The 11,270-nt window shown below is 64.7% G+C and carries 10 protein-coding genes; 2 read left to right on the top strand and 8 right to left on the bottom strand.

The features are described 5' to 3' along the window. Nucleotides 1-187 precede the first annotated feature (187 nt). From IVB01_RS15505 to IVB01_RS15475, 7 genes are all read right to left on the bottom strand, one after another. Nucleotides 188-595 (bottom strand): DUF1127 domain-containing protein, encoded by a 408-nt coding sequence (locus tag IVB01_RS15505; protein ID WP_247300206.1) that lies wholly within the window; start codon nt 593-595, stop codon nt 188-190. 352 nt (nt 596-947) lie between these two features. After that, nucleotides 948-1,337, bottom strand: coding sequence for a VOC family protein (locus IVB01_RS15500; protein ID WP_247421995.1), 390 nt, complete (start codon nt 1,335-1,337; stop codon nt 948-950). Nucleotides 1,338-1,420: 83 nt separating this feature from the next. After that, nucleotides 1,421-2,947 (bottom strand): murein biosynthesis integral membrane protein MurJ, encoded by a 1,527-nt coding sequence (murJ, locus tag IVB01_RS15495; protein WP_247421997.1) that lies wholly within the window; start codon nt 2,945-2,947, stop codon nt 1,421-1,423. A gap of 186 nt (nt 2,948-3,133) precedes the next feature. Continuing rightward, complete coding sequence (locus IVB01_RS15490; RefSeq protein ID WP_247421999.1) at nt 3,134-4,285, bottom strand: DegT/DnrJ/EryC1/StrS family aminotransferase; 1,152 nt, start codon at nt 4,283-4,285, stop codon at nt 3,134-3,136. 50 nt (nt 4,286-4,335) lie between these two features. Beyond that, the gene (locus IVB01_RS15485) at nt 4,336-5,340 is read right to left on the bottom strand and encodes a Gfo/Idh/MocA family oxidoreductase (RefSeq protein ID WP_247422000.1); all 1,005 of its coding nucleotides are present in this window, start codon (nt 5,338-5,340) and stop codon (nt 4,336-4,338) included. A gap of 183 nt (nt 5,341-5,523) precedes the next feature. Then, the gene (locus IVB01_RS15480) at nt 5,524-6,936 is read right to left on the bottom strand and encodes a mannose-1-phosphate guanylyltransferase/mannose-6-phosphate isomerase (protein ID WP_247422001.1); all 1,413 of its coding nucleotides are present in this window, start codon (nt 6,934-6,936) and stop codon (nt 5,524-5,526) included. A gap of 7 nt (nt 6,937-6,943) precedes the next feature. Continuing rightward, nucleotides 6,944-7,933 carry an NAD-dependent epimerase gene (locus IVB01_RS15475; protein WP_247422002.1) on the bottom strand — a complete coding sequence of 330 codons (990 nt, stop codon included), beginning with the start codon at nt 7,931-7,933 and terminating at the stop codon, nt 6,944-6,946. A 220-nt stretch (nt 7,934-8,153) separates the two neighbouring features. Between IVB01_RS15475 and IVB01_RS15470 the strand changes: the two genes are divergently transcribed. Together IVB01_RS15470 and IVB01_RS15465 are read left to right on the top strand one after the other, a co-directional pair. Further along, nucleotides 8,154-9,113 (top strand): lysylphosphatidylglycerol synthase transmembrane domain-containing protein, encoded by a 960-nt coding sequence (locus tag IVB01_RS15470; RefSeq protein WP_247301761.1) that lies wholly within the window; start codon nt 8,154-8,156, stop codon nt 9,111-9,113. Next, nucleotides 9,110-10,129 carry a glycosyltransferase family 4 protein gene (locus IVB01_RS15465; RefSeq protein ID WP_247422003.1) on the top strand — a complete coding sequence of 340 codons (1,020 nt, stop codon included), beginning with the start codon at nt 9,110-9,112 and terminating at the stop codon, nt 10,127-10,129. Before IVB01_RS15470 ends, IVB01_RS15465 begins: the two co-directional genes overlap by 4 nt. Here the strand turns inward: IVB01_RS15465 and IVB01_RS15460 are convergent. Next, nucleotides 10,117-11,064, bottom strand: a complete 948-nt coding sequence (locus tag IVB01_RS15460; protein WP_247422388.1) for an NAD-dependent epimerase/dehydratase family protein — start codon at nt 11,062-11,064, stop codon at nt 10,117-10,119. The two genes, IVB01_RS15465 and IVB01_RS15460, sit on opposite strands and share 13 nt — an antisense overlap. Nucleotides 11,065-11,270: the final 206 nt, after the last annotated feature.

The following is an 11,270-nucleotide window of genomic DNA, read 5'->3' as shown; positions in this document are numbered from 1 at the left end:
TCGCCGCCCTCACCTGTCAGAGCGGGATGGGCGCAAAGGTCGCAGCCCGGTCATTTTCCTGCGAAGATCGGTCCGGTTATTGGCATGATAGTTGCCGAACCAACCCCGCGGCGCACTCCTATGAACAAGCAGCCGTGCTGACCGCCGCTTGCTCGCAAATCGCATGTCTGCTTCTGACGCCGGTCAGTCACATCACACCACGGCTCCATAGATGCGTCGTGCTATCTCTCAGCCTATCGATAGCTCGTTGAGATGTGATGTAGTCGATCTCGCCACGCGTCAAGCCGATATCCATCAGCTCCCTATCACTCAGGTTCTGCAATTTGACTCGCGAGCCCTGGCGCCAGCGACGCTCCTGAAACGCACGCCAATATCGCTTGAGCAAGCCCGGGACGATTCGCGTCGATGCGGTCGTCGGTCCAGCAGCATACTGACCCGACAAAGCGTCGTCCGGCGCTGCAATGGACGCGTTGAAGTGCGCTGCCGCCAAAGCCTCGTCCATTGCCTCCTTCGCTAACACGATAGGCAAGTCGAGGCGGAGCGCCGCGCCATCGCGCTCAGTCCCGCATGGAATGTTCGTCAGTTGGGGTGGCATCGGATGCTCCTGCTGTTGAGCCGGCAGGGAGCGTGGCCAAACAAAAAGGCCCCGTCCGATGCCGGCGGGGCCTGGTGGAAATACGTCGTGGTCGATTCCTAGCGCACGACTCCTTCCACGGCCCGGCCGAAGCGGGTCATGTGGTTGAAGGTGACTTTGCGCGACGATTTGATCATGAGGTCCCAATAGCACGACAATCGTGCAAAATCAAGAGATGTGCGGAAGTTGATTGCAGCCTGAGGGCGAGCACAGCTCTAGCCATGCACGTCGGCCGCAGGCCGCGAAAAGCACCGGTCGCCCATGACGGCAGAATCGCCCCAGGCAGCGCCGGGCCTGCGGCATCACCGACGCCCTATGTCCGCTCGATAAGGTCCCAACGATTGCCGTAAAGGTCCTCAAACACCGCGACCATTCCATAAGGCTCACGGCGCGGCTCTTCGAGAAACTTCACGCCTCGCACTCGAAATGCTGCGTAATCGCGATCAAAATCGTCGGTCGCCAGGAACAGCAAGACGCGGCCGCCGCTCTGGTTGCCGATGGCCTGTGCCTGGGCCGGGTTCGCGGCCTTTGCCAGCAGAATGCCGCTCTCGGTGCTGCCAGGCGGCGCGACGACGACCCAGCGCTTCTCTTCGTCGAGACGCGTGTCTTCCCGAAGCTCAAATCCGAGCTTGTCGACAAAGAATGCAATCGCCTCGTTATAGTCTCGTACGACCACCGCGGTAAGGCTCAGATGTAGTCGCATGCAGAGCTACCAATTTGTTTCCACCTACGAACAACTGGTCGGAGCCACTATAGCTGGTTCAATCCTCAGTTGAGAACAGGGCCCTAACCGCGCACCAGCGAGACCAGCCAGCTGCGGCCGAACAGGACCAGGATCGCGAGCGCGTAGACGATGGTGCCGCCGACCGCGAGCAGGAGCAGCATCGCCTCGTCCCGGAAGTGCATCGCGCCCAGCCAAGAGCCGCTGAAGCGCGCAATCAGCCAGAAGGCGGCGGCAAGGATGATCCCGATTAGCAGGAATTTGATGACCGACAATAGCCAGGCGCGGTCCAGCACGAGAAAGCCTCGCCGCACGGCGAAGAACAGCACCAGCAGCAAATTGGTCCAGACACCGACGGCTGTTGCGAGCGCAAGACCAATCTGGGCGAGCGATCCCATCAGGGCAACCTTCAGGGCGACATTGACCGCAATCCCGGTCAGGGAGGCCCGGACCGGCGTTGCCGTATCCTTGCGCGCATAGAAGGTCGCGACCGCGCTGCGGATCAGCACGAAGGGGATCAGGCCGATCGCGTAGGCGGCGAGCGTTGCACCTGCGGTGGCCGCATCGGCCTTCGAGAACGCCCCGCGGGCGAACAGCGCGCGCATGATCGCGTCAGGCACAGTGATGAAGGCTGCGACGAACGGCACTGAGAACAGCAGCGTGAAGTCGAACGCACGGCGTTGCGCCTTCATCGCACCGTCGTGGTCGTTGGCCGTGATCCGCCGCGACATCTCTGGCAACAGCACCGTGCCGATGGCGATGCCGATCACACCGATCGGCAGCTGGTTGAGGCGGTCGGCGTAATAGAGCGCCGACAGCGCGCCTGCGGGCAGGAACGTCGCGATAATGGTATCGGCGAACAGCGCGACTTGTGTGCCCATCGAGCCCAGAGTCGCTGGTCCCAGCGCTTTGAAGAAGCCACGGACGTCCTCATCGAGCCTGAGCGGTGCGAAGCGCGGCAGGCCGCCGTGGCGAGCCAGATCGCCGGCGAGCAGGACATATTGCAGGAAGCCAGAGATCAGCACGCCCCACGCCGCCGCGTGCCCTGCGGTCGGAAACCAGGCGGCGACCGCCAACGTCATCATCATCGAGATGTTGAGAAAGATCGACGCCGCTGCGGCGCTGGCAAAGCGCTGCATCACGTTGAGCATGCCGCCATAGAGCGTCACCAGCGTGATCAGCAGGAGATAGGGAAACGTGACCCGGGTCAGCTCGATCGCGAGCTTGCGCTGCTCGGCATCGTCGGAAAAGCCCGGTGCAAGTATGCTCATGGCTTGCGGCATGAACAGCCAGGCGACGATCAGCAGCACGATTTGCGAAGCCAGCAGCAGCGTGAAAATGCGGTCGGCAAACAGTCGCGCTGCCCCCTCCCCGCATTCGCCGTGAACATGGGCATAAGCCGGCACCCAGGCCGCATTGAAGGCGCCCTCGGCGAAGATCGCGCGGAAATGATTGGGCAGCCGCAGCGCCACGAAGAAGGCGTCGGCCACGGGGCCGGCGCCCAGAATCGCCGCGAGCATGATGTCGCGGGCAAATCCCGTCACCCGCGAGAGCAGCGTGTAACCGCCAACCGTGAAGATGCGTCCGAGCATGCGGACTGTTTTAGAGCATGGCGAGATCAGGTCTAGGTGCAAACCGCAGCGAAGGTGTGCTCCCTCCCCCGCTTGCGGGGGAGGGTTGGGGAGAGGGTGGATCGACGACGAAGACTCCCCCAGAGGAGAGAACCCTCACCCGCGCCTTCGGCGCGACCTCTCCCGCAAGCGGGAGAGGTGAAAAGCTCAGCCCGCCAGCGCACCGCGCACGGCGGCGATGACCCGCTCCTGGTCCGCTTCAGTCAAATAAGCGTGCATCGGCAGGCTGATGACGTCCTGCGACAGGCTCTCGCAGCCGGGCAGGCCGCCTTCTGCAACCGGATAGTGCCTGTAGGCGGTCTGCTGATGCATCGACTTGCCGTAATAGATCGCGGTCGGCACGCCCTGGGCCTTCAGCGCGGCGGCAAAACCGTCGCGGTCGGTGCCTTCAGGCAGGCGGACGGTGTACTGCGCCCAGACCGATGTGCTGCCCGGCGCCAGGCGCGGCACGGTGACGACATTGGACAGGCCACGCGCGTAACGTTCCGCGACCCTGTTGCGGGCGGCGATCTCGTCGTCGAAAATCTTCAGCTTCTCGATCAGGATCGCGGCTTGCATGGTGTCGAGCCGGCCGGTCAGGCCGAGGCGGACGTTGTCGTATTTGTCGACGCCCTGCCCGTGCACGCGGATGCTGCGCAGCGTCGCGGCAAGCTCGTCGTCATCGGTGAAGATCGCGCCGCCGTCGCCGAAACAGCCGAGCGGTTTGGCCGGAAAGAAGCTGGTCGCGGTGGCGAGCGCGAGCGTGCCGAGCTTGCGGCCTTTGTAGCTCGCGCCGAACGCTTGCGCGGCGTCGTCAAGCACGAACAGCCCTTCGGCCCTGGCGATTTCGGCGATGGAATCGTGATCGGCAGGCTGGCCGAACAGATCGACCGGAATGACCGCGACGGGCTTCAGCCCCGCCTTGCGGGCGGTCACGATGCCGCGCTTCAGCGATTCCGGGCTCATGTTGAAGGTCGCCTCGTCCACGTCGACATAAACCGGCGTCGCGCCGGTCCGCGCCACCGGCGACGCTGTCGCGATGAAGGTGAAGGACGGACACAGCACGGCATCGCCGGGCCCGACATTCTTCGCCATCATCACCATCAGGATCGCGTCGGTCCCGCTGGCGCAGCCGATCACGTGCTTGGCGCCGCAATAAGCCGCAAGCTGCTTCTCGAGCTCGAAGACCTCAGGGCCGTTGACGAACTGGCAATGGTCGAGAACCCGCTTCACGGCGGCATCGAGCGAGGCGCCGAGCCGGCGGCGCTGCGCGCCGACATCGATGAAGGGAATGGGATCGGAACGCAGATGCTGGTTCATGGCGCTTTGCTGGTTTCTCGCGAAGTTGAGAGGTCGACATGGATAAAGAATTAGCCGGCGACGCGGCGCGGGGCCTTGCGGGCAGGCGCCGTGGCCGCGGGCCGCGATGGCGTCTCCAGGCACCGCGTCGCGATCTCGAGGCTGGCGACGCCTTCGTCGCCGGTCACCGCCGGCGTCTCGCCGTTAGCCACTGCCTTCAAGAACGCGATCAACTCGGCGCGGAGCGGCTCGTCATGGCCGACCGGCAGATGCCGCATCGAATAGCTGCCGTCAGGCTTGAAGCCGAAGCATTCGGTGACCTGGCGCGTCAACAGATCGCCCATCACGTATTTGCCGCGCGTCGCAACCGTGACGCTGCGCGCCTTGAACGGCGTCAGCCAGTTGGTGTTGATGTGGGCGAGCACGCCGCTCTCGGTGCGGAATTGCAACAGCGCAATGTCCTCGCGCTCAGCGACCGCGCTCGACAGCTGCGGCTGCACCTCAACGATGTCGGACTCGGTGAACCAGCGAATCAAATCGATATCGTGCACGGCAAGGTCGATGACGACGCCGACATTGGACATGCGCGGCGGGAACGGGCCGACGCGGGTAATCGCGATCGACAGGATGTCCTCACCCGCGATCGCCTGCTTGACCGCGGCAACCGCCGGATTGAAGCGCTCGACATGACCGATCATCAGCGTGACGCCGGCCTTTTGCGCGGCGGCGACGATCTCACGGCCCTCTTCGACCGTCGATGCGATCGGCTTCTCGACAAGCACGTGGATGTTCTTGGCGATGCAGGCGAGCGCGATCTCGTGATGCAGATGGGTCGGCGCCGCGATGGTGACGGCATCGGCGCCTTCGGCGAGGAGCTGGTCGAGCGTCTCGAAGCCCGGGCAGCTCGCAAGCTCGGTGGTGCGCGTCCGGTGCACTGGTGAAGGATCGACGATGCCGACCAGGCTGACGCCGGGGAGGCCGCTAAGCACGCGCGCGTGGTTGCTGCCCATCACGCCTGCGCCAATGACGCCGACACGCAGGCCGGCCTTTGCCGGTGCAGACCCTTTGGAACTCATCTGATAGAACCCCGATTCAACCCAAATCCCCGGCGCCGCTTCTAGCACGGGCGCCACATTTGTGGCGAACGCCGCGCTAGCCAGCCGGACACGATTTGATTCAAACAATTACACGTTCCCCGGGTCTTGAGCCGGAGCAGATGCCGCTCTTTCGACCTGGCCGCGTGATTCGGAGCTTGCTGGTTACGACCTTTGATAGTCGTCTTCAATCCGGATGATGTCGTCTTCCCCGAGATAGCTTCCAGTCTGGACCTCGATCAGTTCCAGCATGATTTTACCGGGGTTCTCCATCCGGTGAACGGCGCCCATCGGAATGTAGATCGACTCGTTCTCGTGCACCGCTTTCACGGTATCGTTGACCGTCACCTGTGCCGTGCCCCGCACCACGATCCAGTGCTCGGCACGATGGTGATGCTTCTGCAGCGACAGGCGGCCGCCCGGCTTCACCACGATGCGCTTGACCTGGTGGCGCGCGCCGTTGTCGACCGACTGGTAGCTGCCCCAGGGCCGGTGCACCTTGAGATGCTCCTCGGTGACCTTCGGCGCGACCGCCTTCAGCTTGGCCACCAGACGCTTCAAGCCGTTGGCGTCCTTCTGGCGCGAGACCAGCACCGCGTCCGCAGTCGCGACCACCACGAGATCGTCGACGCCTTCGAGCGCGACCAGCGCGGAATCCGTCGTGACGTTGCAGTTGCGGGAATCTTCGAACACCGCGGTGCCGTGCGCGGCGTTGCCTTGCGCGTCCTTCTCCGACAATTCCCACACCGCGAGCCAGGAGCCGACATCGGACCAGCCGCAGGACACCGGCACGACTGCTGCACGCGAGGTCTTTTCCATCACCGCATAGTCGATAGAGATCGCCTTCGCCGCGCCGAAGGCCTCGGGCTCCAGCGTCACGAAGCCGAGATCGCGGCCGGCATTGGTGACGGCGCTCGTAACCGCCTCGATGCTCGCCGCATCGACCATGCGATATTCGTCGAGCAGCACGCCGGCCGGGAACATGAAGTTGCCGCTGTTCCAGAGATAGCCGGAATTGACGTAGTCCGATGCCTTCACCGCATCCGGCTTCTCGACGAAGCGCGCGACCGCATGCACCTCGCCCGATATCACCTCGCCCGGGTTGATATAGCCGTATTCGGTCGCCGGCCGCTCCGGCTTGACGCCGAACGTGACGATGCGCCCGGCATTCGCTGCCGCAAGGCCTTCGCGGCAGGCGGCGACGAAGGCGGCATTGTCCCGCACCACGTGGTCGGCGGCGAGAGCGAGCACGATTGCCTCGTTAGCGCGTTTCTGCGCGAACACCGCACCCGCAGCGATCGCAGGCCCGGAATCGCGCCGCATCGGCTCGAGGATCACGTCGGCCTCGATCCCGATCTCGGTGAGCTGCTCCAGCACCATGAAGCGATAGGCCGCATTGGTCATGACGATCGGCCGGTCGAACAGCGAAGGATCCGAGACCCGCAGCAGCGTGTCCTGGAAGGTCGAGCGGGCGCCGAACAGCGGCAGGAATTGCTTGGGCCGCACCTCGCGCGAAGCCGGCCACAGCCGCGTGCCGGCACCGCCGCACATGATCAGGGGGATTATGCGTTTGTCCATCGTCATCTCAAACCTTGAAATAGTCCCGATACCAGGTGACAAAGTTACGGACCCCATGCTCGATCGGCGTTGACGGCGCAAAGCCGCTGTCGCGCATCAGATCCTCGACATCCGCGAACGTTTCCAGCACATCTCCCGGCTGCATCGGCAGCAATTCTTTGATCGCCGTCCGGCCCAGCTCCCGCTCCAGAAGACCGACGACGTGCATCAGTTCCTCCGGATGGTGATTGCCGACATTGTAGAGCTTTGACGGCGCATTTGCGGCAGCCGGATCGTCCGCAGGCACGAGATCGATCAGCCTGGATACTACACGCGTCACATCATCAATATAGGTGAAGTCGCGGCGCATCCTGCCATGGTTAAAAAGCCGGATCGGCCTGCCCGCCATAATGGCATCTACAAAGAGAAACATGGCCATGTCGGGCCGTCCCCACGGCCCGTAGATGGTAAAGAAGCGCAGGCCGGTGACCGGCAGCCGGTAGAGATGGCTGTAGGACTGCGCCATCACTTCGTTGGCCTTCTTGGTCGCGGCGTAGAAGCTCACGGGGTGGTCAGTGCGGTCCTGCACGGCGAATGGCATTTTTGTGTTGGCGCCATAAACGGAGGATGACGATGCGTAGACGAGGTGACGACAGCCATTGTTGCGGCAGCCTTCGAGCACGTTGAGAAAGCCCTGCAGATTGGAATCGGCGTAGGCATGCGGCTGCTCGATCGAGTAGCGCACGCCGGCCTGGGCCGCGAGATGCACCACCTTGGCAAATTGATGTCGCGCAAACAGCGCCGCGATCGTGTCACGATCGGCGAGGTCGGCCTCGACGAAGGAGAAACCGGGCTCCTTCTTGAGCAGTGCAAGGCGCGCTCGCTTCAGCGCCGGATCGTAATAGCTGTTGAGGTTGTCGAGCCCGACGACGGACCGGCCTTCGGCCAAGAGCTGGCGGGCAACGTGAAAGCCGATGAAGCCGGCAGCGCCCGTGACCAAAATCGCCTGATCCGTCATTCTGTTCCCCAGGGATCCCTTGCCCACAGAGCCTGTTTAGCCGCCACTTCGTGGAGGTCGCAATAGGCCTGCCGCTCCTCATGCAGGCCTTCAAACGCCGCTGCACAGCGTCTTACATCGGCTATTGCAAGATCGGCGCCAAAACCATACCAAAGCGGCCGAATTCGGCGCCTCGCGTCGGGTTGCCTCCAATCTTCGCAAACCTGTTCATGCGGGCGAGATGCGCCGAATCCTGTTTTCTGCGGCCAAGATCCTGATTTCCGCGGCGCTGCTCTATCTGGCGCTGCGCAAGGTGGACCTGTCCGAACTGTTCTCGCGCTTCACGGTGTCCAGCCTGTTCTGGATCGGCGTGGCGATCGCGGTCGCGTTCCTGCAAATCTTCGTCGGCGTGCTGCGCTGGCGCGAGATCAGCGCCGCGTGCGGCGCGCCGCTCGAGCTCGGCCGTGCCATGCGTTACAACGTGATCGGTGCCTTCTTCAACCAGACCCTGCCGTCGGCGATCGGCGGCGATGCGGTCCGGCTGTGGCTGGTTGCGCGCGCCGGCGCCGGCTGGCGCGCGGCGACCTACTCGATCTTCGTCGATCGCGCGATCGGCTTGATCGCGCTCGCGGTGCTCATCGTCGCGAGCCTGCCCTGGAGTTATACCCTCATCACCGATCCGCACGGGCGCTCGGCGCTGCTGCTCATCGATTTCGCGGCACTGGCGGGCGGCCTCGGCTTCCTGATCTTCGGCGCGTTGAAATGGCGCTGGCTGAAGACCTGGTGGGCGACGCATCACATCCACGCCTGTGCCGTGATCGCCAATCGCGTGATCTTCAGCCGCAGCCGCGGACCGATCATCGCGGTCCTGTCGGTCCTCGTTCACGTGCTCGCCGTCGTCGTCGCCTGGTGCGTCGTGCAGGCGATCGCCGCGCCAATCAGCTTCGGCCAGATATTCCTGCTGGTCCCGCCGGTGATGCTGATCACCATGATGCCGATCTCGATCGCGGGCTGGGGCGTGCGTGAAGCCACCATGAGCCTCGCGTTCGGCTTCGCCGGACTCGCCGCAAACGAAGGTGTCAACGTCTCGCTGCTGTTTGGCGCCGTGTTCTTCATCGTCGGCGCGATCGGCGGGTTGGTCTGGATCCTCAGCGCGGAGAAGGCCGCGCAAGGGTCGGTCCCGATCGGAGTGCCCGAGTGAGCTCGGCCGCAGACGCCCTCGCCGCCGTGCCGTCGCTGCTTGCCGTCGCAATCGCCGCGCTGGTGTCGGCGCTCATCACCTGGAGCAGCCGTCCCCTGCTCCAGCGCTACGCGCTGGCACGGCCGAACGCGCGCTCCTCGCATCGCATTCCGACCCCGCAGGGTGCGGGCATCGCCGTGATCGCGGCGACGCTCATCGTCGCCTCGCTCTTTGCGAGTGTCGCGAACGTCGCGATCCCGCCCGCACTGCTCGGTGCGACGGTCTTGATCGCGCTGGTCGGATTTGCCGACGACATCGTATCGCTGCCGGTGCTGGTGCGGCTGGTGCTGCAGGCCGCGGCCGTCGGCGCCGTGGTGTTCACCGCGCCCGAGACTGCGCGCATCGTTCCGGCGCTGCCGCTTGCGCTGGAGCGCGGCCTCATCCTGCTCGCAGGGGTCTGGTTCGTGAACCTCGTCAACTTCATGGACGGGCTCGATCTGATGACGGCCGCGGAAGTGGTGCCGGTCACCGCGGCGCTGCTGCTGCTGGGATGGCTGGGCGAGCTGCCATGGCCGGCCGCGCTGGTCGCGGCGACGCTGTGCGGCGGCATGCTCGGCTTTGCGCCGTTCAACCGTCCGGTGGCAAGAGTCTTCCTGGGCGATGTCGGCAGCCTGCCGATCGGCCTTTTGCTTGGCTGGTGCCTGCTCGAGCTCGCCTTTCGCGGGCAGACGGCCGCGGCACTGCTGCTGCCGGCCTATTATCTCGCCGATTCCACCATCACGCTGTTTCGACGGATCGCGCGGCGCGAGCCGTTCTGGTCGGCGCACCGTACGCATTTCTACCAGCGCGCCACTGACAACGGTTTCACGGTCCCGCGGGTGATCGGCGAGGTCTTCCTGCTCAACCTCGTGCTCGCCGGGCTCGCCATCCTCACCATCCGTGCCGCCGCGCCGGCGGTCACCACGAGCGCACTTGTGGCCGGCGCGCTCGCGGTCGGATGCGTGCTGCACCGCTTCTCGCGGTCTCAGGGCTCCTGATCCGACACCGCCAGACGCAAGCCCTCCTCGAGGGTGAGCTGCGGCTGCCAGCCGGTTGCGATCGCCTTCGAGATGTCGAGCTCGAGCGAGCCGATCAGGCCGTCATGCATATCCTGACGCCCGGTCACGCGCAGGGCCGCGCTGAGCAGGTTTGGCGGTATGCCGAACAGCCGCGGGCGCTTGCCGGAGGCTCTCGCGAGGCACGCGATGAATTCGGGCGTCGAGACCCTTTCCCTGTCGGCCAGCAGGAAGATCTCGAAATTGCTCGTGGGGTCGGGATGGCCGAGCCGGTGCAGGATGAACGACGACAGGTTTTGCACGCATAGAAAGTTGCGGCGATTGCGGATCGCCGCAAAGGGCAGCGGCAGCCCCAGCCTGACCGCGCGCGCCAGCAGCGGGAAATTGCCCTTGGCGTGTGCGCCGTAGATCAGCGGCGGCCTGATCACCGAGATTTTCATGTCGCTGTCCCGCGCCAGCGTCCTCAAGCCCGCCTCGGCCTCGGCCTTGGACGCGCCGTAGAGGCCACGCGGCGTCGGGACATCGCGCTCGCTGAACGGGGCACGGCCCTCGTTGCTGCGGCCGTGCACCAGAACAGTGCTGATGAAGATGAAATGGCGTACGCCGGCCGTCGCTGCGCAGCGCGCCAAGCGCAGTGTGCCCTCGACATTGACCTTGCGGTAGAGCTCGACCGCGCGCTCGTCGTTCTTGTAATGCACGCGCGCGGCGAGATGGATGACGGCGTCGACGCCTTCAAGCGCGGCCCGCCAGTCGGTTTCGGGGCCGATCGATGCGATCACGACCTCGTCGCCGGCCCCTTCCGGGCTGCGCACCGCGCACCGGACCGACCAGCCCTCACGCGTCAATGCGCGCACGACATGACGGCCGATGAAGCCACTCGCTCCCGTCACCAGCGCGACCGGCTTTATCTCGCTCATCATTGCTCCGACAGAACAGCGTTGCGCAACAATCCGTCGACCGGCACGATCAGGCCGCGGTCGACCCGAATTCGGGAACCGCATCCTTCAGGATGGTCCTGATGGTGGCGCGATCGTCGCGCGCGATCGCCTGCTCCAGCGCCGCAATCCATTTGCGCAGCGTCTGCATCGGCGGCTCGTTCGGCTGCGCCGCCATGATGCCGGCA

The organism is Bradyrhizobium sp. 164 (genome assembly GCF_023073715.1).
Taxonomy (GTDB): Bacteria; Pseudomonadota; Alphaproteobacteria; order Rhizobiales; family Xanthobacteraceae; genus Bradyrhizobium.
Note: the sequence above shows the minus strand (reverse complement) of the source record. Positions and strands in the feature narration are given on the sequence as shown.

Excerpts from the sequence above, each read along its gene's own strand:
- IVB01_RS15505 (WP_247300206.1), bottom strand. The coding sequence starts at position 595 with ATGCCACCCCAACTGACGAACATTCCATGCGGGACTGAGCGCGATGGC.
- IVB01_RS15500 (WP_247421995.1), bottom strand. The coding sequence starts at position 1,337 with ATGCGACTACATCTGAGCCTTACCGCGGTGGTCGTACGAGACTATAAC.
- murJ (WP_247421997.1), bottom strand. The coding sequence starts at position 2,947 with ATGCTCGGACGCATCTTCACGGTTGGCGGTTACACGCTGCTCTCGCGG.
- IVB01_RS15490 (WP_247421999.1), bottom strand. The coding sequence starts at position 4,285 with ATGAACCAGCATCTGCGTTCCGATCCCATTCCCTTCATCGATGTCGGC.
- IVB01_RS15485 (WP_247422000.1), bottom strand. The coding sequence starts at position 5,340 with ATGAGTTCCAAAGGGTCTGCACCGGCAAAGGCCGGCCTGCGTGTCGGC.
- IVB01_RS15480 (WP_247422001.1), bottom strand. The coding sequence starts at position 6,936 with ATGGACAAACGCATAATCCCCCTGATCATGTGCGGCGGTGCCGGCACG.
- IVB01_RS15475 (WP_247422002.1), bottom strand. The coding sequence starts at position 7,933 with ATGACGGATCAGGCGATTTTGGTCACGGGCGCTGCCGGCTTCATCGGC.
- IVB01_RS15470 (WP_247301761.1), top strand. The coding sequence starts at position 8,154 with ATGCGCCGAATCCTGTTTTCTGCGGCCAAGATCCTGATTTCCGCGGCG.
- IVB01_RS15460 (WP_247422388.1), bottom strand. The coding sequence starts at position 11,064 with ATGAGCGAGATAAAGCCGGTCGCGCTGGTGACGGGAGCGAGTGGCTTC.